The organism is Xanthomonas cissicola (genome assembly GCF_008801575.1).
Lineage (GTDB): Bacteria > Pseudomonadota > Gammaproteobacteria > Xanthomonadales > Xanthomonadaceae > Xanthomonas > Xanthomonas cissicola.
In genome coordinates, this window is sequence record NZ_VZPL01000001.1 from 63,076 (window position 1) to 87,283 (window position 24,208).

Annotated in this window: 24 protein-coding genes; 16 read left to right on the forward strand and 8 right to left on the reverse strand. The window is 66.8% G+C overall.

Translation table 11 applies throughout. The features are described from left to right. The first annotated feature begins 169 nt into the window (after positions 1–169). The 8 genes from F7R02_RS00280 (at position 170) to F7R02_RS00315 (ending at position 5,571) form a co-directional block, all read left to right on the forward strand. Positions 170–550, forward strand: a complete 381-nt coding sequence (locus tag F7R02_RS00280) for a diacylglycerol kinase (RefSeq protein WP_005910722.1) — start codon at positions 170–172, stop codon at positions 548–550. Positions 551–646: 96 nt separating this feature from the next. Continuing rightward, positions 647–1,285: a LemA family protein gene (locus F7R02_RS00285; protein ID WP_005910712.1), complete on the forward strand. Its 639-nt coding sequence runs from the start codon at positions 647–649 to the stop codon at positions 1,283–1,285. A gap of 337 nt (positions 1,286–1,622) precedes the next feature. Beyond that, positions 1,623–2,513 carry a TPM domain-containing protein gene (locus F7R02_RS00290; RefSeq protein WP_151210033.1) on the forward strand — a complete coding sequence of 297 codons (891 nt, stop codon included), beginning with the start codon at positions 1,623–1,625 and terminating at the stop codon, positions 2,511–2,513. Further along, positions 2,513–3,004, forward strand: a complete 492-nt coding sequence (locus F7R02_RS00295) for a TPM domain-containing protein (protein ID WP_011050570.1) — start codon at positions 2,513–2,515, stop codon at positions 3,002–3,004. The genes F7R02_RS00290 and F7R02_RS00295 overlap by 1 nt, the downstream gene beginning before the upstream one ends. Positions 3,005–3,057: 53 nt before the next feature. Beyond that, a complete protein-coding gene (gene lgt / locus F7R02_RS00300) occupies positions 3,058–3,948 on the forward strand; it encodes a prolipoprotein diacylglyceryl transferase (protein WP_011050571.1) in 891 nt (296 codons plus the stop codon). Continuing rightward, the gene (locus F7R02_RS00305) at positions 3,945–4,739 is read left to right on the forward strand and encodes a thymidylate synthase (RefSeq protein ID WP_005910703.1); all 795 of its coding nucleotides are present in this window, start codon (positions 3,945–3,947) and stop codon (positions 4,737–4,739) included. The genes lgt and F7R02_RS00305 overlap by 4 nt, the downstream gene beginning before the upstream one ends. 53 nt (positions 4,740–4,792) lie before the next feature. Next, on the forward strand, positions 4,793–5,080 hold the full coding sequence (locus tag F7R02_RS00310; RefSeq protein ID WP_078517139.1) for a hypothetical protein: 288 nt from the start codon (positions 4,793–4,795) through the stop codon (positions 5,078–5,080). Beyond that, positions 5,077–5,571, forward strand: coding sequence for a dihydrofolate reductase (locus tag F7R02_RS00315; protein WP_078589994.1), 495 nt, complete (start codon positions 5,077–5,079; stop codon positions 5,569–5,571). The genes F7R02_RS00310 and F7R02_RS00315 overlap by 4 nt, the downstream gene beginning before the upstream one ends. Positions 5,572–5,681: 110 nt before the next feature. Here the strand turns inward: F7R02_RS00315 and F7R02_RS00320 are convergent, their stop codons facing one another. From F7R02_RS00320 to msuE, 7 genes are all read right to left on the reverse strand, one after another. Further along, positions 5,682–6,755 carry a sigma-54 interaction domain-containing protein gene (locus F7R02_RS00320; RefSeq protein WP_005910696.1) on the reverse strand — a complete coding sequence of 358 codons (1,074 nt, stop codon included), beginning with the start codon at positions 6,753–6,755 and terminating at the stop codon, positions 5,682–5,684. 103 nt (positions 6,756–6,858) lie between these two features. After that, positions 6,859–8,046 (reverse strand): acyl-CoA dehydrogenase family protein, encoded by a 1,188-nt coding sequence (locus F7R02_RS00325; protein ID WP_078589995.1) that lies wholly within the window; start codon positions 8,044–8,046, stop codon positions 6,859–6,861. A gap of 124 nt (positions 8,047–8,170) precedes the next feature. Further along, positions 8,171–8,929 carry an ABC transporter ATP-binding protein gene (locus tag F7R02_RS00330; protein WP_003487417.1) on the reverse strand — a complete coding sequence of 253 codons (759 nt, stop codon included), beginning with the start codon at positions 8,927–8,929 and terminating at the stop codon, positions 8,171–8,173. After that, entirely contained in the window at positions 8,926–9,777 is an 852-nt protein-coding gene (locus tag F7R02_RS00335; RefSeq protein WP_011050574.1) for an ABC transporter permease, read from the reverse strand. The genes F7R02_RS00330 and F7R02_RS00335 overlap by 4 nt, the downstream gene beginning before the upstream one ends. 8 nt (positions 9,778–9,785) lie before the next feature. Further along, on the reverse strand, positions 9,786–10,790 hold the full coding sequence (locus tag F7R02_RS00340) for an aliphatic sulfonate ABC transporter substrate-binding protein (RefSeq protein ID WP_005910689.1): 1,005 nt from the start codon (positions 10,788–10,790) through the stop codon (positions 9,786–9,788). An 11-nt stretch (positions 10,791–10,801) separates the two neighbouring features. Beyond that, positions 10,802–11,965 (reverse strand): FMNH2-dependent alkanesulfonate monooxygenase, encoded by a 1,164-nt coding sequence (gene ssuD / locus F7R02_RS00345; RefSeq protein ID WP_005910687.1) that lies wholly within the window; start codon positions 11,963–11,965, stop codon positions 10,802–10,804. 204 nt (positions 11,966–12,169) lie between these two features. Continuing rightward, positions 12,170–12,733 carry an FMN reductase gene (msuE, locus tag F7R02_RS00350; RefSeq protein ID WP_005921085.1) on the reverse strand — a complete coding sequence of 188 codons (564 nt, stop codon included), beginning with the start codon at positions 12,731–12,733 and terminating at the stop codon, positions 12,170–12,172. A 15-nt stretch (positions 12,734–12,748) separates the two neighbouring features. On the opposite strand from msuE, the gene F7R02_RS00355 reads away from it, so the two are divergent. Together F7R02_RS00355 and F7R02_RS00360 are read left to right on the forward strand one after the other, a co-directional pair. Further along, positions 12,749–12,970, forward strand: a complete 222-nt coding sequence (locus F7R02_RS00355) for a hypothetical protein (RefSeq protein ID WP_029996029.1) — start codon at positions 12,749–12,751, stop codon at positions 12,968–12,970. Positions 12,971–13,251: 281 nt separating this feature from the next. Continuing rightward, positions 13,252–15,363 (forward strand): TonB-dependent receptor family protein, encoded by a 2,112-nt coding sequence (locus F7R02_RS00360; RefSeq protein WP_235857331.1) that lies wholly within the window; start codon positions 13,252–13,254, stop codon positions 15,361–15,363. Here the strand turns inward: F7R02_RS00360 and F7R02_RS26275 are convergent. Beyond that, on the reverse strand, positions 15,329–16,189 hold the full coding sequence (locus F7R02_RS26275) for a hypothetical protein (RefSeq protein WP_167520940.1): 861 nt from the start codon (positions 16,187–16,189) through the stop codon (positions 15,329–15,331). The genes F7R02_RS00360 and F7R02_RS26275 overlap by 35 nt on opposite strands. 95 nt (positions 16,190–16,284) lie before the next feature. Between F7R02_RS26275 and F7R02_RS00370 the strand changes: the two genes are divergently transcribed. From F7R02_RS00370 to F7R02_RS00395, 6 genes are read left to right on the forward strand one after another with little or no spacing between them, the layout of a single operon-like run. After that, entirely contained in the window at positions 16,285–17,577 is a 1,293-nt protein-coding gene (locus tag F7R02_RS00370; protein WP_003487433.1) for an acyl-CoA dehydrogenase family protein, read from the forward strand. Next, positions 17,574–19,034, forward strand: a complete 1,461-nt coding sequence (locus F7R02_RS00375; RefSeq protein WP_003487435.1) for an LLM class flavin-dependent oxidoreductase — start codon at positions 17,574–17,576, stop codon at positions 19,032–19,034. Before F7R02_RS00370 ends, F7R02_RS00375 begins: the two co-directional genes overlap by 4 nt. After that, positions 19,031–20,662 carry an ABC transporter substrate-binding protein gene (locus F7R02_RS00380; RefSeq protein WP_078589998.1) on the forward strand — a complete coding sequence of 544 codons (1,632 nt, stop codon included), beginning with the start codon at positions 19,031–19,033 and terminating at the stop codon, positions 20,660–20,662. Before F7R02_RS00375 ends, F7R02_RS00380 begins: the two co-directional genes overlap by 4 nt. Further along, a complete protein-coding gene (locus tag F7R02_RS00385) occupies positions 20,659–21,636 on the forward strand; it encodes an ABC transporter permease (protein WP_005910674.1) in 978 nt (325 codons plus the stop codon). The genes F7R02_RS00380 and F7R02_RS00385 overlap by 4 nt, the downstream gene beginning before the upstream one ends. After that, positions 21,633–22,517, forward strand: a complete 885-nt coding sequence (locus F7R02_RS00390) for an ABC transporter permease (protein WP_078589999.1) — start codon at positions 21,633–21,635, stop codon at positions 22,515–22,517. The genes F7R02_RS00385 and F7R02_RS00390 overlap by 4 nt, the downstream gene beginning before the upstream one ends. Then, positions 22,514–24,163: a dipeptide ABC transporter ATP-binding protein gene (locus F7R02_RS00395; protein WP_078590000.1), complete on the forward strand. Its 1,650-nt coding sequence runs from the start codon at positions 22,514–22,516 to the stop codon at positions 24,161–24,163. Before F7R02_RS00390 ends, F7R02_RS00395 begins: the two co-directional genes overlap by 4 nt. Positions 24,164–24,208: the final 45 nt, after the last annotated feature.

Genomic DNA, 24,208 nt, shown 5'->3' on the forward strand with positions numbered 1-24,208 from the left:
AAAGTGAAGCGGGCTGCCATGGTGCGCCAGGCTGGAAGCTGAGGGCAAACCTGCGCGCAGCTGGCGGGGCGGGTCGCCACGGTGCAAGATTCGCACTTTCCCCAGCAGCGACCATGCCATGCGTTCGACTTGTTCCCTTCTTCGCCCATGCGGCAGGACGCGCTGACGCATGGCCGATCAATTGGGGCACGTCCCGCGCGGCCCGCGTCGCATGCTCAAGGCGGCGATCTGGTCATGGCAGGGATTGCGCGCGGCGTGGCTGCACGAATCTTCGTTCCGCCTGGAGGTCTGTCTGGCGGCGGTGCTGGTACCGCTCGGTCTGTGGCTCGGGCAGTCGGGACTCGAGCGCATCGCGCTGATTGCACCGCTGTTGATCGTGCTGGCTGCCGAACTGCTGAACTCGGCCATTGAGGCCGTGATCGAACGCTACGGCCCGGAACACCACGTATTGGCCGGGCGTGCCAAGGACATGGGCTCGGCTGCGGTATTCGTGTTGCTGATCAATGTGCTGCTCTGCTGGGGATTGATCCTGCTGCCGCGGCTGTGGTGACGCACGATGGGCAGGGCGAACCGCTCAGGGGCGTGTGCATGCGGGCTTGACTTGGCACGTGGCATGCTCGGTCTCTCTTCCAACGGAATCGCCTGCATGCCTGTCCTGATTCGCGCCCTGGTGTTGCTGATCCTGACCGCGTCGCTGTCCGGTTGCGGCTATAACGCGATCCAGCAGAAGGAAGAGGGCGTCAAGGCCGGTTGGTCGGAGGTGCTCAATCAGTATCAGCGTCGCGCCGATCTGATTCCCAACCTGGTACGCACCGTGCAGGGCTATGCCCAGCAGGAACGTCAGGTCCTGACCGAAGTAACCAATGCGCGCGCGCGCGTCGGCCAGATCCAGGTCAACGCCGATGACGAAGCATCGTTGAAGCAGTTCCAGCAGGCGCAAGGCGAGCTGGGTAGCGCGCTGTCGCGGTTGTTGGTGGTCAGCGAAAACTATCCGCAGCTCAAGTCGGACCAGTCGTTCCGCGATCTGCAGGTGCAGCTGGAAGGCACCGAAAACCGTATCACCGTGGCGCGTGGCCGCTATATCCAGACCGTGCAGGACTACAACACCTACATCCGCTCGTTTCCGCAGGTGATCACGGCCAAGATCTTCGGATACCAGCCCAAGCCCAATTTCAGCGTGGAAAACGAAGCGCAGATCTCGCGCGCTCCGCAGGTGGATTTCGGCACGCAGCAGGCGCCACAGCAGACGCCGCAGCAACAGCCCGCGCCGCAGCCTGCGCAGTAATCAGCGGCTGTGCGTGCCTGTGCAGTCGCCGCTAGCAAGCGCAGCACGCGCTGTCGAAGTACGCACAGGCACGCATCAAGGCAACGCATGCCAAGCGGCACATCAGCACGAATCTGCGGACCAAACCAACAGAACGTTTGAGGCGAGAGCTAGCCGCTCTGCCATCGGGGGGAGAGGTTGGGTGAGGGGACGGTGCCAGTCCTCGCAATCGTCCCGACTACCCGTGGCTTCGCTTCGGACGGACCCCCTCTCTGTAAGAGGCACTGTCACGCAGGGAGAGGGCTTGGCAAAACCCAGCGTTGATCGACGATCGGCGCGCATCACCTAGGAGTTGGCAATGCGGCGAATGGCTTTGCGAGTGCTGTGGATGATGGCGTTGCTGCTGCTGCCGGCGTCGTTGCTGGCGCAGGAGTTGGCTGCCATCCCGCCGCTGCGTTCGCCGGTGGTCGACGTCACCGGCACTCTGGATGCGGGGCAGATCCAGCAACTCGAGCAACAGGCGCTGGCCTTGCAGCAGCGCAAGGGCGCGCAGCTGCAGATCTTGATCGTGCCGACCACGCAGCCGGAAGCGATCGAGCAATACACCCAGCGCGTGTTCGACCAATGGAAGATCGGCCGCAAGGGCGTGGACGACGGCGTGCTGCTGCTGGTGGCCAAGGACGACCGTCGCGTCCGCATCCAGCCGGGTTACGGCCTGGAAGGCGCCATTCCGGACATCACCGCCAACCGCATCATCCAGGAGTATCTGGCGCCGCGCTTCCGTGAGGGCGATTACGCTGGCGGCATCGCGGCGGCGACCGCAACCCTGGCCGGCCTGATCGAAGGCGAGGCCCTGCCGGCGCCGGTCAGCGGGCATGCCGAGGGCGGCAACGGCACGGGCGGCGGTGGCTGGATCATGGCGCTGTTCATCGGCTTGGTGGTGGCCATGGTGGCGCGCGGCATCCTGGGCGCGCTACCGCGCCCGCTGCGCGCCGTGCTGACCGGCGTTGCCGCCGGCGGTGCCGCATTGCTATTGACGTCGTTGCTGTTCGCCAGCGCGGGTGCGGCGGTGATCGGCTTGCTGGCGGGCCTATCCTCCGGCTCACCGGGCCGCTTTGTCGGCGGCGGCTGGGGCGGTGGCGGCTTCGGTGGATTTGGCGGCGGCGGCCGTGGCGGTTTCGGCGGCGGTGGTGGCTGGGGCGGTGGCGGCGGGTCATCAGGAGGCGGTGGCGCCTCGGGGAGCTGGTAATGCGGTGGCTCAGGCATCTCTTCGCGCCCTCGGCGCAGCGCACATTTCCAGCCGCATGCATGGACGCCATTGCAGCGGCGGTGACGGCCAGCGAGCGCTCGCACACCGGCCAGATCATGGTCGCGGTCGAGGCCGACCTGCCACTGGAGGCGTTGTGGCGCGGGCACAGCGCGCGCCAGCGCGCCGAGCAGGCCTTCGCCCAGCTGCGGACCTGGGATACCGAAGCCAACAACGGGGTGCTGATTTACCTGCTGCTGGCCGACCACGCCATCGAGGTGGTGGCGGATCGCGGCCTGCGCAGCCGGGTGCCGGAAGCGCGTTGGGCAGAAGTGTGCCGGCGCATGCAGCAGTTCCTGCGCGAAGGCCAGCACGAAGCGGCTGTCCTGGCCGGCATCGAGGCGGCGACCGAGCTGTTGGCCGAACATTTCCCGGCCACCGACGGCGCGCAGCATGAAGACGAGCTACCTGACCGGCCGCGGATTTTAGGCTGAGCGCGTGCGAGGTGTCAGAATAGCGGCCTCGCTCTACGTGATACGCGGTCCGCATGATCTATCTGCACGCCATCGACCCCATCGCCTTCTCGCTCGGCCCGGTGCAGGTGCACTGGTACGGCTTGATGTACTTGGCGGCGTTTTTCTCGGCCTGGGCCCTGGGCCGTTCGCGCATCCTGCGCGGTCGCTTGCCCGGGGTAGACATGGATGGTTTTTCCGACCTGCTGTTCTACGGCATGCTCGGCGTGGTGTTGGGTGGGCGCATCGGCTACATGCTGTTCTATGCGTTCGAGACCTTCCTGGCCAATCCGCTGATCCTGTTCAAGGTCTGGGAAGGCGGCATGAGCTTCCACGGCGGCCTGCTTGGCGTGTTGATCGCTTGTTGGTTGTGGGCGCGCAAGCACCGGTTGCACTTCTTCGATGTGATGGACTTTGTCGCCCCGCTGGTGCCGCTGGGTCTTGGTTTCGGGAGGCTCGGCAATTTCGTCGGCGGCGAATTGTGGGGAAAATTCACCCAGGCCGGCTGGGGCGTGATCTTTCCGCATGCGCCGGAACTGGCCGACCGGTTGCCCGCGCAGATCCAGGCGCAGTACGCCGCCGGCGCGTTGAACCAGTTCGCACGCCACCCCTCGCAGCTCTATGAAGCTGCGCTGGAAGGGGTCGTGATGTTCGTGGTGTTGTGGACGTTCTCGATGAAGCCGCGCGCACGGTATGCGGTCTCCGGCCTGTTCGCATTGCTGTATGGCGTGTTCCGTTTCATCGTCGAATTCGTGCGCGTACCCGACGCACCGATCGGCTACCTGGCCTTCAATTGGCTGACGATGGGCCAGATTCTGAGCCTGCCGTTGGTTGCGGTTGGCCTGGTGCTGCTGGCGATGTCGCGCCGCGCGCCGGTGTTGCAGCCGGTGCTGCCGGTGCCCGCGGGCGTGGAGGCTGCCAAGTGAAGCCGTACCTGGAGTTGTTGCAGCACGTGCTGGACCACGGCGCAGAGAAGTCCGATCGCACCGGTACCGGCACGCGCAGCGTGTTCGGCTGGCAGATGCGCTTCGATCTCAACGACGGCTTTCCGTTGGTGACCACCAAGAAGCTGCACCTGCGCTCGATCATCCATGAGTTGCTGTGGTTCCTGAAGGGCGACACCAATATCGGCTACCTCAGCGACCATCAGGTGCGCATCTGGGACGAATGGGCCGACGACAACGGCGATCTCGGTCCGGTGTACGGCAAGCAGTGGCGGCGCTGGACCGGCCCGGACGGTGTCGAGATCGACCAGATGCAGTGGCTGGTGGATGAGATCAAGCGCAATCCGGATTCGCGTCGTCTGGTGATCAGCGCCTGGAATGTCGGCGAGCTGCCGCAGATGGCGCTGATGCCTTGCCACAGCCTTTTCCAGTTCTACGTGGTGAACGGCAAGCTCAGTTGCCAGCTCTATCAGCGCAGCGGCGATATCTTTCTGGGCGTGCCGTTCAATATCGCCAGCTATGCGCTGCTGACGCACATGGTGGCCCAGGCCACCGGCCTGGGCGTTGGCGATTTCGTGCACACGCTGGGCGATGCGCACCTGTATTCCAATCACTTCGAGCAGGCACGCGAGCAGCTGACGCGCACACCGCGTGCGCTGCCCAGCTTGCGTCTGAATCCCGAGGTCACCGACCTGTTCGCGTTCCGCTTCGAAGACATCGCCATCGAAGGCTACGACCCGCATCCGGCGATCAAGGCGCCGGTGGCGGTGTGACGAGCGAGTTGCGGCATGGTCCGCTGGTATCCACTTGAGACGGCAGCACTGTGATGGCCAAGCATTCGATCAAGGCACGGGAAAAACTGGCTGATTCGCTGATGGCAATGCAGGCCAGCCTGTTGGTGAATCTCACGAGCATCCTGCTCATCGCACCGATCGGCTTTTTCGGTATTGCCTTGTACAAGGGTGAATCCCTGCAGCTGACGAACGTCTTCGGCGGCCAGTCTTCGGCGGCGCTGGCGGTGATTGGCGTGTTGTACCTTGCGGCTTTCTGCCTTGGAATGATGGGCCGGCACGCGGCGATGAAAATCTACGACACGCTGTATCCGGACCGATGAAACTGACCCTGATCGTCGCCTTCGACCGCAACAACGCCATCGGTCGCGACAACGACCTGCCGTGGAAATTGCCGGACGATCTCAAACGCTTCAAGGCGCTGACGCTGGGCAAGCCGATCCTGATGGGGCGCAAGACGGCGCAATCGCTGGGGCGTGCGTTGCCGGAGCGATTGAACCTGGTGCTGACGCGTTCGGGGCAGGTGCCGTTCGAGGGCATGCATGCGGTGGCATCGGTGGAACAGGCGATCGAGCGCGCTGCGCAGGATGGCGCGCAGGAGCTGTGCGTGATCGGCGGCGGCGAGGTGTATCGGCTGACCATGCAACGTGCCGATCTGCTGGCGGTGACCGAAGTAGACACGGTAGTGGATGACGCCGATACGCATTTCCCGCCGATCGACCCTGCGCTGTGGGAGGCCGTGCAGCGCGAATCGCACGCGGCCGATGCCCGGCATGCGTTCGCATTCGACTATGTGGACTATCGGCGGCGTTGACGCCTTTGCGTGAACGATCCAAGCGCGCTGCGTTTGCGGTGACCGCACCCTCGCAGCGCGCCGTGTGAGCCGGCTATGCGCAGCGTGGTCTCGCAAGCAGCCAGGCGTGACTACCCCAGGCGTTTGTTCACCACCAGCTCGCCCAGTTCGATCAGCCGCGCACGCACGATGTTGCGGCTCAGTCCCAGTAGCGCGGCAGTCTTGACCTGGTTGTGGTGGCAGTGCCGATACGCGGCACGGAACAGTTGATCTTCCACTGTCGCATGCAGCGCGCCACCGGCGCTTTCGAACAGGCTGTCGAAGGCGCGTTCGAGCAGGGCCTGGCCGTCTTCGTGGGGGTCGCCGCCGGCCTGGCCTGGCAAGCGCAGTTGCGACAGACGGATGTCTTCGGCGCGCACCACGCCGTCGCGGTGGATCAGCAAGGTGTGGTGGATGACGTTCTCCAGCTCGCGGATATTGCCTGGCCACGGGTACTCGACCAACAGGTGCTCGGCATCCGCGCTGATGGTCACGCGGCCGTGTCCCAGGCGCTGGCTGTAGATATCGACGAAGTGGCGGATCAGCGGCGGAATGTCGCCGGGACGTTCGCGCAGCGGCTTGAGCTCCACGCCCACCACGTTGAGGCGATAGAACAGGTCCTGGCGGAAATACCCATGTTGGATGGCGTGGTCCAGCGGCACGTTGGTGGCGGCCAGTACGCGCACATCGATCGGCACGCTGCGGCGCGAGCCCAGTCGTACCACTTCGCGCTCCTGCAGTACGCGCAGCAGCTTGACCTGGATCGGCATCGGCAGGTCGCCGATTTCATCCAGAAACAAGGTGCCGCCGTTGGCCTCCTCGAACCAGCCGGCCTTGGCGCTCAGGGCGCCGGTGAACGCACCTTTCTCATGCCCGAACAGTTCGGCATCGACCAGCGACTCGCTGAAGGCGCCGCAGTTGACCGCCACGAACGGGTGGCGGGCCCGCGCGCTGCGATGATGGATGTGACGTGCGACCAGCTCTTTGCCGGTGCCGGATTCGCCGACGATCAGCACGCTGGCTTCGCTTGGCGCAACCCGTTCGAGGTGCGTCAGCAATGCCTGGGAAGACGGGTCTTCGAACACGTGCGCGGTGGCGCGCACGGCGTTGCCGGTGAGCACGTGTTGCTGCGCTGCAGGCAGGGTGAGCAAGCGGACATCGGACATGGGACGGGCTCGTGCGTGGGGGAGGAAGGGCGCGAGGCGGCGTCGGTTCAACACGGCGGGACGCGAGGTCCGAGTCGGAAATGCAGGTGACGCATCGTCGGGCTCAGGAATAGAAACTGGGAGTGGGTGGCTGGTGTCGCAGTGCCCATTCGCCGAGTTCGCGCAGCTTGTAATCGACCGGATCGTGCAGCGTCTGGGTGCGCAGGTTGCGCCAGTAGCGGTCCAGCCGCAGCGCTGCATGCGTGGCACGCGCGCCGGTGACCTCGAAGAGTTTGCTGCACACCTCCAGCCCGACGCGTGTGGTGGCGACCTTGGCGGCGGCCACCGCCAAGGCGACTTGCGCGCGCTCGTCGCGGCCGAGCGCATGCTCCTTGCGCCAGGCGGCGTCGAGCAATCCGGCAGCGCGGTCGGTCAGCAGCCGGGCGCTTTCCAGGCCCAGCCAGAATTCGCCGTAATGGGCCAGGATGTAGGGGTCTTCGCTGGCTTGTTCGACCCCGGAGCGGTGCCAGGGGCGGGCTTCGCCCAGGGTGTAGCTGCGCGCTTCCTCGAATGCGCCCTCGGCAATCCCCAGGAACAGATGCGCGAACAGCAACTGCGCGATCAAGGGGCGCAGACAGGCGAACGGAGTGCTCAACGGGCCGGGATCCAGCAATAGCTCGCTTTCTTCCACGCGGACGCGCTCGAAGGTGGTGCTGCCGCTGTCGGTCTGGCGCTGGCCGATGTTGTCCCAATCGTGGCCGAGCGTGATGCCGCTGCGCGCGGTGGGAATCGCACCGATCAACAATTTGCCGCTGCGCTCGTCCAGGGCCGAGGCGATCAGCATTTGCGAATCGATGGCGCCGGAACAGAAACTCTTTCTGCCGGAAAATTCGCGCCAGCCTTCGCATTGCACGGCGACGGTGCGGGTATCCAGGGGGTTGAGCGCATTGCCCCAGAACCACTGCTTGCGCGCGGTCTGCTCCAGCCACGGCTGCCACTGCGCGGGCTGGCCAAACAGCCGCACGGTGGCGAGCATCAGATGATGGAAGCCGAACACATGCGCGATGGAGCTGTCGACCTTGGCGAAGGTGCGCACGACCTGCAGCACCTCGCTCCAGCTGGCGCCGAGGCCGCCGTACTGCACCGGAATGCTGAGCGCGAGCAGGCCGCTGGCGCGCAATGCATCGCGCTCGGCCTTGGGAGTGCCGCCGCGTGCATCGCGCTCGATCGCGGTGTCGGCGAACCCGGCAGCCAGGCGCTGGGCGGTCTGCAGCGGATTGAGCAGGGTCGGTTGCGGTTGGCGGCTGGTCATGTGCGGTGGCCTTGTGCAGATGCGAAGGAGTGGGGCGCTGACCGGACAATGGTCGGCACGTAGTGCAGAAGATCGCCAGCTGGGCATGTCGCATCCGGGAGGGCATTCCAGCGCCGGCCAGCGCTCAGAACACATGGAGGCTGTGCAAGGCCGCAAGCAGGTCCTGGCGGGCCTGCCGCAGCGCCGCCTCATGCGCCTGGCGATCGCGCGGACGCGGCAGCTCCAGCCGCTGGGCATGCGCGATCGTTCCGGGCTGGCCACCGATGACGATGACGCGGTCGCTCAGGTAGACCGCTTCGTCGATGTCGTGGGTGACCAGCAGCACGCTGAAGCCATGTTCGCCGGCCAGGCGCAGCAGCAGGTCCTGCAGCTTGATGCGGGTGAAGGCATCCACCGCGCTGAAGGGTTCGTCGAGCAGCAGCACGCGCGGTTGCCGGTACAGCCCGCGTGCCAGCGCCACGCGCTGCGCCTGGCCGCCGGACAGCTGTTTGGGCAGCGCGGTTGCGTAATCCAGCAGGCCGACCTGGGCCAGCAACTGCTGCACGCGCGCAGATTGCCGCGCGGCCGCCGGCGATAGATCGGCCTCGTCGGCGAAAGCGACATTGGCGGCCACATCCAGCCACGGCAGTAGCCGCGGCTCCTGGAAGATGAAGCCGATCTGCCGGTCCACGCCACGCACACGGGCGCCATCCAGCGCCACCTCGCCGGCGTAGTCGCGCTCCAGGCCGGCCAGGATACGCAGCAGGGTGCTTTTGCCGCAGCCGCTGGCGCCGATCAAGCTGACGATCTCGCCGGGTGCCAGCTGCAGGTCGATATCGCGCAGCACCTGGCGCGTGCCGAAACGTTTGCCGGCGATGTGCAGCTGCAGGCCGGAGCTGCTCACCTAGGGCTCCCAGGGTGGCCGGGCGCGCTACGATTCTGCAGGTTGTCGCGCCAGCGCAAGGTGCGCGATTCGATGCTCTTGAGTAGGCCATCGCTGAGTTTGCCGAGCAGTGCGAGCAATACGATGGCGCCGATCACGATGTCCGGTCGCGAGGTTTCGCGCCCGTCGCTCAGCAGATAACCCAGCCCGCGGGTGGCAGCGATCAGCTCGGCGGCGACCAGGAACATCCAGGCCAGACTCAGGCTGGTGCGCAGCCCGGTGAAGATGGACGGCAGCGCCGCCGGCAGCAGGATGCGCCGCACCAGGCGTGGTTTGGACAGCCCGTAGCTTTCGCCCAGCTCCACCAGCGTGCGGTCGACCTGGCGCAGGCCGCTGACCACGCCCAGATACACGGGGAAGAACGCGCCGATGGCGATCAGGGTGATCTTGGGCGCCTCGTCGATGCCCATCCACAGCAGCAGCAACGGCACCCAGGCCAGGCTGGGCACTGCGCGCAGCGCCTGGAAGCTGGGATCGAGCAGGCGTTCCAGCCAGCGGCTCAGGCCCACCGCCACACCGACCAGCAGGCCGAGCCCGGCGCCGATGGAGAAGCCCGCCAGCACCCGCAACACACTGGCGCCAACATGACTGGCCAGTCCGCGGCTCGCCTCGTCGGCAAGCGTGCGCAGGATCTGGCTGGGCGGCGGCAGCAGGTAACTCGGTGTCCAGCCCAGCGCCGAGGCAAGTTCGAGCCCGGCGAAGAAGACCAGCGGCAGTAGCCAGCCCAGGCTGCTGGCGGGCAGCCTGAGGCGCGGTCGCGGCGGGGTGCCGGCCACGGAGGCGGAAACGCGCAAGGAGGTGTCGTTCATCGCCGTGCTCAGGCCTGCGCCACGCCTGCGCGCTTGGCGTAGCTGGGATCGATCAGCCCAGCCAGCACCTTGCCCAGATCGGTGCCGGGACGGACCAGGCCCTCTTCGAGCAGGATCGGCGCGGCGCTCTGCAGCGCTGCCCTCTCTTCCGGACCAATGACCGGATTGCGCAGGTCGGTGCGCTGCAGCTGCAGCGTGGCGACCTGGGGCGACAGCCGGGCCTCTGCGGCGATCAGCGCGGCCAGTTCGCCCGGGTGCGCGATCGCCCACGTGCGTGCTTTTTCGTAGGCCTGGATCACCAGCGGAATCTGCTCGGGGTACGCGGAGGCGAACGTCTCGCTGACATTCAAGAAGCCGCGCGAATTGAAGGCGGTGTTGCGGTAGATCAAGCGCGAGCCGGCCTCGATCTGGCTCGCGGCCAGGTGCGGGTCCAGGCCGGACCACGCGTCCACATCGCCGCGTTCCAGTGCAGTGCGCCCGTCGGGATGCTGCAGATGCACGATATCCACCGCGCTCTTGCTCAACCCGGCCTGCCGCAACGCGCGCAACAGGAACAGGTAGGCGTCGGTGCCCTTGGTGGCGGCGATGCGTTTGCCTTTGAGTTCGGTCAGCTGCCGGATCGGCGAATTCTTGCCGACCGCCAGCGCGATCCATTCCGGGCGCGAGTAGATATACACGGCCTTGATCGGATTGCCGTTGGCGCGCGCCAGCAGCGAGGCCAGGCCAGCGGTGCTGCCGAAGTCGATGCTGTTGCCGCCCAGATATTCCAGCGCGCGATTGCTGCCGGCCGACAGCACCCATTTGACCTGGGTGCCCTGCGCCTTGAGCGTTTCCTCCAGCCAGCCGAAGTGTTTGAGCACCAGCGAAGTCGGCGAGTAATACGCGTAGTCCATGCGCAGTTGTTTGGGCACTGCACCCTTGGTTTGCGCGAAGGCGGTGCCGGACAACAGCGGCGGGGCACCGAGCGCGACGCCGGCGAGGGTTCCGAATTTGAGCAGGTTGCGACGCTTCATGAGTGCTCCCGTCAGCGCGCCGAAGCGCGCGGCACGATGGTGTTGGCGATGACTTCGCCGAAGGGTCCGCTCAGTGCCTGGCCAGGAAGTTTTTGCTTGACCGTGCGCGGCAGCAGCGGGAACACCAGCTCGGCGAAACGGTAGGCTTCTTCCAGATGCGGGTAGCCCGAGAAGATGAAGGTATCGATGCCGAGCGCGGCATATTCTTCGATCCGCTTGGCCACGGTCTGCGGATCGCCCACCAGCGCGGTGCCGGCACCACCACGCACCAGGCCGACGCCAGCCCACAGGTTGGGGCTGACTTCCAGATCGGCGCGGGTACGGCGCTGACCGCGGCTGTGCAGTGCGGCCATGCGTCGCTGGCCGACCGAATCCATGCGCGCAAATGCACTTTGCGCGCGTTCCACGGTTTCGTCGTCGAGATGACTGATCAGCGACTCGGCCGCCGCCCACGCTTCTGCCTCGGTCTCGCGCACGATCACGTGCAGGCGGATGCCGAAGGTAAGCGTGCGCCCGAGCGCCGCGGCCTTGCTGCGGACCGAGGCGATCTTTTCCGCAACCGCATCCGGTGGTTCGCCCCAGGTCAGATAGGTATCGACCTGCTCGGCGGCCAGATCGTGCGCAGCGTCGGAAGAGCCACCGAACCACACCGGCGGATACGGCCTCTGCACGGTGGGATACAACAGCTTGGCCGCCTTCACTTGCAGATGTTTGCCGTCGAAGTCGTAGCTCTCGCCGCTGTGGCTGTGGGCGATGATCTCGCGCCAGATGCGGATGAATTCTGCTGATGCTTCATAGCGTTCTGCGTGGTCCAGAAAGACGCCATCGCCTTCCAGTTCGCCGCGGTCGCCGCCGGTGACCAGGTTCACCAGCAGGCGCCCGCCGGAGAGGCGGTCGAAGCTGGCCGCCGTGCGCGCGGCCAGCGCGGGCGCCATCAGGCCGGGACGCAGCGCGACCAGAAACTTCAGCCGGCGCGTCGCATTGATCAGGCTCGATGCGATGACCCACGGATCCTCACAGGAACGGCCGGTCGGAATCAGTACACCCTCATAGCCCAGCGTATCGGCGGCCACCGCCACCTGGGTGACGTATTCGGCGCTGACCTGGCGTGCGCCATCGCTGGTGCCCAGGTAGCGGCTATCGCCGTGGGTGGGGATGAACCAGAACATGTCCATGGTGGGTCTCGGTCATGCGCGTCCCTCGCAGCAGCCCGCACATCATGTGCAGGGATTGAATGGGGAGTTCGTTGCAAGCGTGTTCGGTTTCGACCAGGCGGCTGTCTTCTGGGGCACCGGCAGCTGCGGCGATTGGCTGGCCCCCGTGGTTCGAAAAAGTCCGCATCCTGTACGTGCATCTGCATCTGCATCTGCAGCGTGCAGTCAGGCAATGCGCAACAACGCATCGGTGCGCGCGCCAAGCACGCCGGCGGCGCGCTCTGCGGCCAGCTCGATGCGCTGTCGCACGGCAGGGTTGACCACGCGATACTCGTGGAAATCCGTCTCGGTGGCGTAGATGCCGATCGGCAGGGTCACCGCCTGGAAGAACGAAAACAGCGGGCGCAGTTGGTGATCGATCACCAGCGCATGCCGCTCGCTGCCGCCGGTTGCCGCGAGCAGGATCGGTGTATCGATCAACGCATTGATATCGATCAGATCGAACAGATGCTTGAGCAAGCCCGGATACGAGCCGCGATACACCGGTGCGACCACCAGCAACAGGTCGGCCGATTCGATCTGGCGCAGCGCCTGCTCCGCGGCCTCGTCCAACTCGCTGCGCCACAGGGCGGCACCCAGCGGCCGGGCGATATCGCCCAGCTGGATGATGCTGGGCCTGATTGCCACGCGCTGCCCGAGTTCGGCCAGGGTCGCCTCGGCTAATGCCAGGCTGCGCGATGGGCGCGAGGTGCTGCCGGAAACGGCGACGACATTCAACGGACTGCGCATGCGAAGAATCCTGTGATGACGATGACGATGACGATGACGATGACGATGGCGGGCGGTCACGCGACCCTGCGTGGCGCCCGCACACCGATGGTGTTGCTGCACAAACACACGCTGGCAGCTGCAGGCTGTTCGTGTGCCGACAGCGAGGCATTCCATCTGACTGCACGGCGGAGGACATGGCAATGGCACAGGGCGCTCAAATGCGTCGATCGCTTATCAGATTTGAGAATGACCTGATGAAAAAACCCTGAAATCTCGGGTTTTTCGGCTTGCGCCGGGCGTTGCTCATGGCGTTTGTGGCATGACGATAGTGCGCGCGGAAATGACCGCGCGAAAAATGTTGGTGGAGAAACACCGAATCAGCATTTCGCCGCCCTGCAGGCACGATGCTGAGCGTTATCGACGGCATTTTTGCGCGTGATTCCATGTGCGACGGCCTTGGCGCGTCGCTGGCACGCGATGTGCGTGTGCAGCATCCAGCCGCGCCACGATGCGCAGACGATCAAGCGGAGAACACGATGTCCACGAACAGACGCGCAGTGCTGTACTCGGCGATTGCCTGGGTGATGGCCGCTTCGGCGCAGCTGCCGGCGCAAGCGCAGCCGACCGATGCCGAGACCGATGCACAGGTGCACACGTTGCAGGCGGTGACGATCAAGGCCGAGCGCAAGCCGGAACAGGCGCAAGCCGAGCAAGCCTTGCAGACGGTTGCCGGCAACACGGCGCTGGTGGACAACGAGCAGGTGGAACGTGGGCGCGCTGCCAGCGCCGAAGACGTGCTGGCTTTCCAGCCGGGCGTATTCGCGCAGTCCACCAGCGGCAACGCGGCCGCCAAGATCTCCATTCGCGGCTCCGGCCTGAATACCTTTTATGGCGGCTACGTGCTGGGCACCAAGTTTCTGTTCGACGGTCTGCCGATCACCGGTCCCGGGGGAACTCAGGAAGATCTGCTCAGCATCGCCGGAGTGAATTACACCGAAGTGCTGTACGGCGCCAACGCTTTTCAATATGCGGCCACCAGTCTTGGCGGCGCGATCAACTTCGTCACCCACACCGGGCAGACCTCGCCGGGAACATATCTGCGGGTAGAGGCGGGGAGCTACGGCTTTCGCAAGCAGCAGATCAGCAACGGCGGTGTGGCAGGGAATTTCGATTGGTACATGTCGCTGCTGCACAACAGCCGCGACGGCTACCAGGACCTTACCGACACCAACGGCCGCGAGCTGGTCGCCAATCTTGGGTATCGCTTCGGCCCGCGCCTGGATACGCGCCTGCTGCTGCGTTACCGCGAAGAAGAGTTGATCAACGGTGGCACGCTGACCCTGGCGCAGATCAACAGCGGCTCGCGTGCCAACCCGGCCCCCTATGGCCGCAAGAAAGGCGGCACCACGCTGGTGGGTAGCAAAACCACCTATGTCTTCGACGATGACGCGCGCCTGGAGTTGGGGGTGGACCTCAACAACTATCCGCTCTACAACAGCTGGCGTTATTCCACCACGCCGAACCTGTGGCGATCGACCGACATCAATACCAGCGTGCGTTACTTGCGCAGCGGCGACATCTTGTTCGGCCGCAACCTGGACACCAGCGTGACCTGGAGCGATACGCGGCTGGCGTTCGGCGATGCGCGCACCCACGACCGCGACAGCTGGCGCCTGCTCAAGGAGGTGCGCTATACCGGGTCGCGCGACACCGTGCTGGCGCTCGGTGGCGAGTTGCAACTGGATGCGTCCTCATGGCTGTCGGCAGGCGTGTCGCTGATCAATATCGATCGGGACGTGCGCGTGGTGCAGTCGACCACCGCCAACACCAGCGTGTATCCGCAGCGTTATGCATTGGATACATGGTACGCAGCCCCACGCCTGGGGCTGCGCTATCGGCTGACGCCGGATCTGCAGGCATTTGCCAATGTGAGCCGCTCGATCGATCCGCCGGTCACCTGGCAGATCAGCGGCGGCGGGGTGGCCACACCGTTCGCGCGGCCGTTGGTGCCGCAAAAAGCCACCACCGCCGAAGCGGGCGTCCGCGGTAGCCACGGCATCTTCGATGGCAGCCTCACCATCTACCGCTCCTGGATCAACGACGAACTGCTGACCGTGGTGACCCAGCAGGCCACTGCCAGTACCGATGCGGTGGTGGCCAACGCCAACGCCGGGCCGACCGTGCATCAGGGCATCGAGGCCGCGCTGAGTACGCGCGTATGGGACGGCGACGATGGCAGCGGGTTGAGTCTGCGCCAGGCCTATACCCTCAACGACTTTCATTACCGCCGCGATGCCGCGTTCGCGCAGAATGCGTTGCCCGGCTTGCCGCGGCAGGTCTATCAGGCCGAGTTGCAATACGCGCATGGCAGCGGCTTTTATGCGCATCTCAATGTGCGCGCAGCGTCCAGCTATTACGTCGATTTCGCCAATACGCTCAGGGCGCCCGGTTACGGCTTGCTGGGCGCCAAGCTCGGTTACGGCTTGCCGAGCGGGCGCTGGAGCGCCTGGGTCGATTTACGCAACCTGGCGAACAAACATTACGCCACTGCCACCAGCACCGCCTACGACCTGCAAGGGCGCGATTCCAATGTGTTCTATGTCGGCGACGGTTTCAGCGTTTTTGCCGGCGCATCGCTTCGCTTTTGAGTGCGGCCGCTGCTTGCCGTCGCCGATGAGCGCATGTGTTCGTCGCGTTTCCGAGGTCGTTGCAAATGTGCATGCCATCAGGTGATTTCCGGGGATTATCAGTAAATGGATTTTGCTGCTGTGTGGACGCTGGATCAGCGGCTGATGGCAGGTCATGATCGAAATTGATTACGGAGATTGCTGCGTCGACGCGGCAATTGCTGCAGTTCCGTCCTGCTGGCGTGGGCATGCGATGGGCAGGCAATGGGCCTGCAATGGGCGTGCGGACTGCGATGAGGCCACGCATACCACCGGCGCGCAGCGAGATCCAACACCTGGAGCGATACGAATGGCATTGCTGGAAACCGCAAGAGGTCGACAAGCCCACTTGCATCACCGTACGACCTTTCCTTCGCAGTGCGGCGGTCGGCTGGCAGTGGCATGCATGGGCGATGCATGCCCTGCGGTGGCCGGCGATGCGGTCGCTACGCACGTTGGCGTGCTGGCCGCGATGCAGGTCGATGCTGACGGCGTGGCGGCGAAGGACGCTGCGCACGCCGCTCTGCACGCTGTAGCGGGTGGCGCGATCCCGATCGATCTGCAGCAGCGGCGGCGACGCGTCGCGACCAGACAGGATGTGCTGGCGTATCAGCCCGGCGTCGTTGCGTTGGCCGCAGCTGGCGCCGACGGGTTGAAGAGCAACATGCGCGGTTTGGGCAATCGTCGCGTTTCGGCCACGCTCTGCGCGCAGCTCGGTGCGGATCCGCAGACACGGCCGTGTCCGCGCCAGCGCGAGACCGCGTTCGACGACGCCGGCAGCGCGACGCAGCAGCAGGCCCTGCGGCATCGGCGTGCGGCCATGCCGCCGGCCACGCGTTACGCCTGGGGCCGCACGCATCCCGGCAGCCCCTGGATCGCTATTCCCTACCTTTGGAGCTCCCCATGAATGCTCAAGCTGTCTTTCCCTCCGATACGTCGCCGCAGCTCGGCGCGCCGACCGATGCGGCGCTGGCGCAGCGCTTCGATCCGGTGTTTGCGCGCATCGCCGAGGGCGCACTGGCGCGCGAGCGCGAGCGCATCCTGGCCCATGAGCCGGTTGCCTGGCTGCGGGCGGCCGGCTTCGGCGCCGTGCGCGTGCCGCAGGCCCACGGCGGCCTCGGTGCGAGCCTGCCGCAGCTGTTGCGACTATTGGCCCGGCTCGGCGAAGCCGATTCCAATCTGCCGCAGATCCTGCGTGCGCATTTCGGCTTCGTGGAAGGCCTGTACGGCAGTACTGCAGACGATGCGGCGTTACGCGCGCGCTGGTTTCCGCGCGTGGCCGCCGGCGCGCTCTTCGGGGCGGCCATGGCCGAGCGCGGCCCGGCCACCGAGAACACGCTGACGCTGCGTCGCGACGGGGCGCATTGGCAGCTGGATGGCGAGAAGTTCTATTCCACCGGCACGCTCTACGCCGACTGGATCCTGGCGGCCGCCGTGGACGGTGGCGACCAGCTCGCGCTCGCGGTGCCTGCCGATGCTCAGGGGGTGACGCGGATCGACGATTGGGACGGCTTCGGCCAGCGCCTGACCGGCAGCGGCAGCACCCATTTCAGGGCGGTGCGGCTGCAGGACGAGCATGTGCTGCACCGGCATCCCGCCGGGCAGGCGCGGCCGGACAACTATCTCACCGCGTTCTACCAGAGCGTGCACCTGGCGACCTTGACCGGGATCGCGCGTGCGGTGCTGCGCGATGGCGTGGAATTCGTGCGCGCCCGCACCCGCGTATTCGGCGTGCCCGGGCAGACGCGGCCGGCCGACGATCCACTGGTGCAGCGGGTGGTCGGCCGCTTGTCGAGCCTGGCCTTCGCTGCAGACGCGGTGGTGGAGCAGGTCGGCGTCTCGTTGCAGCAGGCCCACCTCGCGCATCATGCCGGCACCGCGTCAGAGGCCGATTACATCGCCGCCGATCTGGCCGCCTATCACGGCCAGCAGGTGGTGTTGCCACTGGTGCTGGAGGCCAGCACGCTGGTCTTCGAGGTCGGTGGCGCCTCGGCGACCGCGCGTGAGCGTGCGCTGGACCGGCATTGGCGCAACGCGCGCACCATCGCCTCGCATAACCCGGCGATCCTGCGCGAACGTGCGCTTGGCGACTGGCGATTGAACGGTCGTCGTCCACGCGAGGCGTGGTTCGCCGGCACCACATCCCAGAGTGCGGCCGGCGCAGATGCGAGCGTGTCGACGGGAGCGACTGCATGAGCGGCAATGCCGACCCCAAACAATTGCACGTCAACCTGTTCGAAATGAACTGCGTCAGTCACATCGTGCACGGCATGTGGGCGCATCCGGACAACAACCGGCACCGGTTCAACGATCTGGAGTACTGGACCGAACTGGCACAGCTGCTGGAATACGGCACCTTCGACGGCATCTTTCTGGCCGATGTGATCGGCGCCTACGACAGCTTCGGGCACGGTGCGAAGGCCGCGCTGGAAGAGGCGGTGCAGATTCCCAGCAACGATCCGCTGCTGTTGATCCCGGCGATGGCGCAGGTGACCAGGCATCTGGGCTTCGGCGCGACCTTCTCCACCACCTACGAGCCGCCGTTCGCGTTCGCACGGCGCATGAGCACCCTCGATCACCTGACCCGCGGCCGGGTCGGCTGGAACATCGTGACCTCCTACCTGCCCAATGCGGCACGCAACTTCGGCCTGGAAGGCGAGGTGCCGCACGATCAACGCTACGAGATCGCCGATGAATATCTGGACGTGCTGTACAAGCTGTGGGAAGGCTCGTGGGACGACGATGCGGTGATCCAGGACCGTGAGCGGCGCATCTACACCGATCCGTCCAAGGTGCGCCAGATCGATCACCACGGCGCCTACTTCAAGGTCGCCGGCCCGCATCTGAGCCAGCCCTCGCCACAGCGCACGCCGCTGCTGTTCCAGGCTTCCGGCTCGGCGGCCGGGTTGGAATTCGCCGCGCGGCATGCCGAAGTGGTGTTCACCGGCGGGCTGACCGCCGCCGACGTGCGCGCCAATATCGCCAAGACCCGCGCGCGCGTGGAAGCGCAGGGGCGCGATCCGCGCGCGATCCGGTTCGTGGTGCAGGCCGGGGTGATCGTCGGCCGGACCGATGCAGAGGTCGCGGCCAAACTCGACAGCTACCGCGCGCTGATGAGCGTGCGCGGCGGCCTGGTGCACGCGCAGTCGGACATCGATCTGCTTGCCTATCCTCGCGATCTGGTAATCGGCGAAATCGTCGGCGGGCGCGGCAAGGGCAGCGCCAGCGGGATCGGCCGTGGCGTACTGGCCGGCTTCGACCCGCAGTGGACGGTCGGACAGGTGCTGACGCGGCTGGAGGCGTTCGACCGCGAGCGGTATTTCGTTGCCGGCACGCCGACCGGCGTGGCCGACACCATCGAGCGCTGGCTCGACGAAGACGACATCGACGGCATCAACCTGCGCCAGTATCTGTCGTTCGAGACCGCACGCGATTTCATCGAACTGGTGGTGCCGGAACTGCGCCGGCGCGGTCGCTTCCGCCAGACGTATCGCGATGGCGAGACGCTGCGCGAACGGCTGTTCGGCGCAGGCCAGGCTCGCTTGCCGGACGATCATTTCGGTGCGCGTTATCGCGACCCCGCCAATCTCAAGGTGCCACCGCCGCCGCTGCGGTTTCCGGCGCCGTTGGCGGCAGCCGGGAGCGGCGGATGAAGGCGGCGCTCGGCGTGGCGTTGGCGGTGCTGGCACTGGCCGGCTGTCGCCAGCAACCCGCGGCGTCGGCGGCTGCCGGCACCGCTCCGCGCCAGGGCGGCACGCTGATCTACGCCACCGACCGCGAGCCCACCTGCCTGGACCCGCATGTGCAGGGAGACATGCCGCAGGTGTTCGTGGCCCGCCAATACCTCGATTCGCTGGTATCGATGGATGCGCGGGGCCGGATCGGGCCATGGCTGGCGCGCAGTTGGGAGGTCTCCGCCGACGGGACCGCCTACACCTTCCACCTGCGCGAGGACGTGCGCTTCAGCGACGGCGCGCCGTTCACCGCCGAAGCGCTCAAGGCCAACCTGGACCACATTGCCAATCCGCATACCCAGTCCAGCACCGCCGGCGGCTACATCCGCCAGTACCGCCGCACCGAGATCGTCGATACGCATACCGCAATCGTGCATCTCGACAGTGCGTACGCGGCATTTCTGGAAGTCATGGCGCAGGGGTTTCTCGGCTTGCAGTCGCCGGCCGCGCTGGCCCGTTCGCGCGAGCAGAACTGTCAGCAGCCGGTCGGCTCCGGGCCGTTCAAGGTGGAGCGCTGGGACCGCCAGAACCAGCTGGTGCTGGTGCGCAATCCGGAGTATGCCTGGGCGCCGCCGACCGCCCGCCACAACGGCCCGGCCTATCTGGATCGGGTGGTGTGGAAATTCATCGCCGAACCGTCGGTGCGCTTCGCCTCGTTGCAGGCTGGCGAGGTCGATGTCATCGACACCCTGCCGCCCGAAGCGCACGCGCTGGCGCGCATCAATCCCGAGCTCTCGCTATTGGTCGCCAATCGGCCCGGCAACCCCACCAACGGCACGCTCAACCTGACCCGCGCGCCGTTCGACGATATCCGCGTGCGTGAGGCCTTCCTGCGCTCGGCCGATGTCGAGGGCGCCTTGCAGAGCGTGTTCTTCGGCGAATTCGCGCGCGCCGGCGGCCCGCTCAGTCCCGGCACGCCGTTCTACAGCGCCGACTTCGAACACGCCGCCGACTACGACCCGGCACGCGCCAACCGCCTGCTCGATCAGGCCGGCTGGACCCGGCGCGATGGCGCCGGTTACCGCAGCAAGAACGGCCGCCGCCTGAGCGTGGATGTGCTGATGCGCAGCCAGACCTGGCCGGCCGAACAGACGCTGTGGGAGCAGGTGCAGGCCACCGCGCGCGGCACCGGTTTCGAGGTACGGCTGCACCTGCTCAGCGACGCGCTCTTGCAGCAGCGCCAGGCAGCCTGGGACTACGACGTGCGCGTGGGCTACTGGAACACCAATACCGCCGACGTGCTGCGGATCATCTTCGGCTCGCAATTCCTGGCCCCGGTCGGCGGCAAGGGCGGCTTCCACCAGAATGGCGCAGGCTTTGCGGATGCGCAGTTCGATGCGGTGGTGGCGCAGGCGCTGGCCACCCAGGACCCGCAGCAGCGTGCGCAGCTCTACCACCAGGCCCAGCGCATCGCGTCCGGCCAGTTCCTGCAACTCACCACCTATCCGCAGAGCACGCGGCTGGGCATCTACAAGACCGCGCACGGCGTGGCGCTGGAGCCAGCGCTGCAGGTCACCACGCTGTACGACGCCTGGGTGAGCAAATGAATGCGATCGCGATCGGAAGACTCCGCCATGCCCCATGGGCGCGCCAGCTGCGCGCGCTGGCAACGCATCTGCTCGGTGCGGCGCTGGTGCTGTGGGCTGCGGCCACGTTGTTGTTCCTGGTGTTGCGGTTGATGCCGGGCGATCCGGCGCTGGCGATCCTGGGCGGCTCCAGCGCGAATCCAACCGCCGAGACGCTGGCCGCGGTACGCCGCGAGTACGGGCTCGACCAGCCATTGCTCCGGCAGTACGTGGCGCACCTGGGCCGGCTGGTGCAAGGCGACCTGGGCACCTCCTATTCCCAGCACCTGCCGGTGGTGCAGGTGCTGCGCGAGCAGGCCGGGGCGACCCTGCAGCTGACTGGCGCAGCCTTGCTGCTGGCCTGGCTGCTGGCGTTGGCGTCGGTGCTGCCGAGCGTGCGCCGCGGCTGGCGCGACCGGCTGTTTTCCACGCTCGAAACGGTGTCGGCCGCATTGCCGCAGTTCTGGCTCGGACTGGTGTTACTGGCCGTGTTCGCGTTCGGCCTGCGGGTGCTGCCGCCGGCCGGCAGCGATGGTCTGCGCAGCCTGATCCTGCCGGCACTGACGCTGGCGTTGCCGCTGGCCGGCTTCCTGGCGCAGGTCACCCGCGAGTCGATGGCGCTGGCGCTGGAACAGCCGTTCGTGTTGTCGGCGCGGACCCGCGGCCTGGGCGAGGGGGCCGTCCGCCTGCGTCACGCCCTGCGGCACGCCTTGCTGCCGGGGCTGAGTCTGTCCGGCTGGGCAATCGGCGCCACCATCAGCGGTGCGGTGGTCACCGAGGTGATCTTCTCGCGCAAAGGCGTTGGCCGGCAGCTGTTCTACGCGGTGCAGGCGCAGGATCTGCCGCTGGCGATGGGCATCGTGTTGTTCATCGCGGCGGTTTATGTGATCGCCAACCTGTCGATCGACGCCCTGCAGCGATTGGTCGATCCGCGTCTGTCCGGAGAGTCCCGATGAATACCGCAACGCTGTCTCGTGCGCTCCCTCCCTGCGCGCTGTGCGCGCGTGTCCGTGGCGCACTGCGCTGGCTGATCGCGCTGCCTCCCGGGCCCGCGTTGGCGGCTGCCTTTTTCAGCTTGCTGCTCGCGCTGGTGCTGGCGCCAGCCCTGTTCGCCGGCGCCGACCCGCTGGCGGTGGCGCCGCGGCAGGCGTTCCAGGCGCCGAGCTGGGCGCACTGGTTCGGCACCGATGCCTCCGGCCGCGATCTGTGGGCACGCGTGGTCTACGGCGCGCGTGAATCGCTGGCGATCGGCGTGGCCGCCACCGCCCTGGCGATGAGTGTGGCCATCGTCTTGGGGCTGGCCGCCGGGCTCGGCGGGCGGTTGCTCGATCGCTGCATCGGCGCTGCCTTGAACGTGCTGTTCGCGTTTCCGTCGCTGGTATTGGCCTTGCTGCTGGTCGCGGTGTTCGGGGCCGGGCTGGGGCCGGTGATCGTGGCCACCGGTGTGGGCTGTGCGCCCGGCTATGCACGCATGGTGCGTGCGCAGGTGCTGACGGTGCGCGGTTCCGGCTACGTGGAAGCGGCGCGCGTGCTTGGCCATGGGCCGTGGCGGATCGTGCTGCGGCACATCCTGCCCAATGCGATGCGGCCGCTGCTGGTCACGGTCACCCTGGGCGTGGGCCAGATCATCGTGTGGGCGTCGGCACTGAGTTTTCTCGGGCTGGGCAAGCCGCCACCGGCGGCGGAGTGGGGCACCCTGCTGTCGGTGGGGCGCGACTTCGTCGCCCTGGCCTGGTGGATGAGCTTCTTCCCCGGCGTGTTCATCGTGCTCACCACGCTGTCCACCAGCGTGCTCGGACGCTGGTTGCAGCGGCGTCTGGAAGGACGCAGCCCATGAGCACGCCGCTGCTGCGCGTGGATGGCCTCACCGTCACGTTCGCACGGCCCGGCCAGCCTGCGCTCACGGTGGTGCGCGAACTGTCCTTCAGCCTGGCGCCGGGGCGTGCGGTGGCCTTGGTCGGCGAATCCGGCTCGGGCAAGAGCGTCAGTGCGCGCAGCCTGGTCGGCCTGGCCGGTGCGCACGCGCAGGTCAGCGCACGCGTGCTGGCGCATGCCGGCCGCGATCTGCGCGGCTACAGCGAGCGGCAATGGCAGGAGTTACGCGGCAAGGACATCGGCTTCGTTCTGCAGGACGCACTGGTATCGCTGGACCCGTTGCGCCCGGTCGGCCGCGAGATCGAGGAAGCATTGGCCGCACACGGCTGGGGCGATCGCGCACGCCGTCGCGAACGGGTGCTGGAGCTGCTGCAACAAGCTGGTGTGCCGGAACCGGCCTTGCGCGCACGCCAACGCCCGGACCAGCTATCCGGCGGATTGCGCCAACGCGCGTTGATCGCCTCGGCGCTGGCCAACGCACCCGGCATTCTGATCGCCGACGAGCCGACCACCGCACTGGACGCCACCGTGCAGGTGCAGGTGCTGGCGGCCTTGCAGGCGATCAAGCGACGCGGTGGCGCATTGCTGGTCATCAGCCATGATCTGGCGCTGGTGGCGCAACTGGCCGACGAGGTGGTGGTACTGCGCCACGGCGAGGTGGTCGAGCAGGGGCCGATCGCGCAGGTGCTGCAGCGGCCGGCTCATGCCTATACGCGTGCGCTGCTCGCGGCAATTCCCGGCGGCCGCGGGCCGCGCGTTGCGACTGCCCTGGCCAGTGCAGAGCCCGCCAACGCACCGACACCGCCGTTGCTGGAGGTGCGCGGCTTGCGCAAGGCCTATCGCGGTCCGGATGGCGAGGCGCGTCTGGCTGTCGATGGGGTCGATCTGGTGTTGCAGGCCGGGCGCACGCTGGGGGTGGTCGGCGAATCCGGTTCCGGCAAAAGCAGCCTGGCACGGCTGATTCTGGGGCTGACCGAGGCGGATGCAGGCGAGGTACGGCTGAACGGCCGGCCCTGGATCGGCAGCGCCGCCGCACGCGTGTCCGAAGCGCAACGTCGGCCGTGGCGGCGTGCGATCAGTGCGGTCTACCAGGATCCGCTGAGTTCGTTCGACCCCCGCTGGACGGTGGCCCGCATTCTCGGCGACGCGCTGGATGCGGTCGGCCTGCTGCGTGCTGCACAGCGCGCCCGGATCGCCGAGCTGCTCGAACTGGTACGGCTCGGTACCGCGCTGGCCGACCGCTTCCCGCTGCAGCTCTCCGGTGGCCAGCGCCAGCGCGTGGCGATCGCGCGCGCCATCGCCACCGAGCCGCGCCTGATCGTGCTGGATGAAGCGGTGTCGGCACTCGACGTATCGGTCCAGGCGCAGGTGCTCGACCTGCTGGCCGATCTGCAGGCACACCTGGGGCTGGCCTACCTCTTCATCTCGCACGACCTCGGCGTGATCCGTCAGGTCAGTCACGACATCCTGGTGATGCGGCGCGGACAGGTCCAGGAGGCGGGACCGGCCGAGCAGGTGTTCGCACAGCCGCGTGCGGCCTATACGCGTGCGTTGCTGGCGGCGATGCCGCGTCTGCCAGCGCCGGTCGACGCATTGCGGCAGGCCTGACAGGCGGCCGGCATTGCGTCCGGAGCGGCCCGGGCGACCGGCGCC

What these genes read in the sequence shown, in the direction of transcription:
- F7R02_RS00370 (WP_003487433.1), top strand. Translation starts at nt 16,285, where the DNA reads ATGAATGCTCAAGCTGTCTTTCCCTCCGATACGTCGCCGCAGCTCGGC.
- F7R02_RS00385 (WP_005910674.1), top strand. Translation starts at nt 20,659, where the DNA reads ATGAATGCGATCGCGATCGGAAGACTCCGCCATGCCCCATGGGCGCGC.
- F7R02_RS00375 (WP_003487435.1), top strand. Translation starts at nt 17,574, where the DNA reads ATGAGCGGCAATGCCGACCCCAAACAATTGCACGTCAACCTGTTCGAA.
- F7R02_RS00325 (WP_078589995.1), bottom strand. Translation starts at nt 8,046, where the DNA reads ATGACCAGCCGCCAACCGCAACCGACCCTGCTCAATCCGCTGCAGACC.
- F7R02_RS00320 (WP_005910696.1), bottom strand. Translation starts at nt 6,755, where the DNA reads ATGTCCGATGTCCGCTTGCTCACCCTGCCTGCAGCGCAGCAACACGTG.
- msuE (WP_005921085.1), bottom strand. Translation starts at nt 12,733, where the DNA reads ATGCGCAGTCCGTTGAATGTCGTCGCCGTTTCCGGCAGCACCTCGCGC.
- F7R02_RS00285 (WP_005910712.1), top strand. Translation starts at nt 647, where the DNA reads ATGCCTGTCCTGATTCGCGCCCTGGTGTTGCTGATCCTGACCGCGTCG.
- F7R02_RS00355 (WP_029996029.1), top strand. Translation starts at nt 12,749, where the DNA reads ATGACGATGACGATGACGATGACGATGACGATGGCGGGCGGTCACGCG.
- ssuD (WP_005910687.1), bottom strand. Translation starts at nt 11,965, where the DNA reads ATGGACATGTTCTGGTTCATCCCCACCCACGGCGATAGCCGCTACCTG.
- F7R02_RS00390 (WP_078589999.1), top strand. Translation starts at nt 21,633, where the DNA reads ATGAATACCGCAACGCTGTCTCGTGCGCTCCCTCCCTGCGCGCTGTGC.
- F7R02_RS00280 (WP_005910722.1), top strand. Translation starts at nt 170, where the DNA reads ATGGCCGATCAATTGGGGCACGTCCCGCGCGGCCCGCGTCGCATGCTC.
- lgt (WP_011050571.1), top strand. Translation starts at nt 3,058, where the DNA reads ATGATCTATCTGCACGCCATCGACCCCATCGCCTTCTCGCTCGGCCCG.
- F7R02_RS00340 (WP_005910689.1), bottom strand. Translation starts at nt 10,790, where the DNA reads ATGAAGCGTCGCAACCTGCTCAAATTCGGAACCCTCGCCGGCGTCGCG.
- F7R02_RS00360 (WP_235857331.1), top strand. Translation starts at nt 13,252, where the DNA reads ATGTCCACGAACAGACGCGCAGTGCTGTACTCGGCGATTGCCTGGGTG.
- F7R02_RS00335 (WP_011050574.1), bottom strand. Translation starts at nt 9,777, where the DNA reads ATGAACGACACCTCCTTGCGCGTTTCCGCCTCCGTGGCCGGCACCCCG.
- F7R02_RS00395 (WP_078590000.1), top strand. Translation starts at nt 22,514, where the DNA reads ATGAGCACGCCGCTGCTGCGCGTGGATGGCCTCACCGTCACGTTCGCA.
- F7R02_RS26275 (WP_167520940.1), bottom strand. Translation starts at nt 16,189, where the DNA reads ATGCCGCAGGGCCTGCTGCTGCGTCGCGCTGCCGGCGTCGTCGAACGC.
- F7R02_RS00290 (WP_151210033.1), top strand. Translation starts at nt 1,623, where the DNA reads ATGCGGCGAATGGCTTTGCGAGTGCTGTGGATGATGGCGTTGCTGCTG.
- F7R02_RS00380 (WP_078589998.1), top strand. Translation starts at nt 19,031, where the DNA reads ATGAAGGCGGCGCTCGGCGTGGCGTTGGCGGTGCTGGCACTGGCCGGC.
- F7R02_RS00310 (WP_078517139.1), top strand. Translation starts at nt 4,793, where the DNA reads ATGGCCAAGCATTCGATCAAGGCACGGGAAAAACTGGCTGATTCGCTG.
- F7R02_RS00315 (WP_078589994.1), top strand. Translation starts at nt 5,077, where the DNA reads ATGAAACTGACCCTGATCGTCGCCTTCGACCGCAACAACGCCATCGGT.
- F7R02_RS00295 (WP_011050570.1), top strand. Translation starts at nt 2,513, where the DNA reads ATGCGGTGGCTCAGGCATCTCTTCGCGCCCTCGGCGCAGCGCACATTT.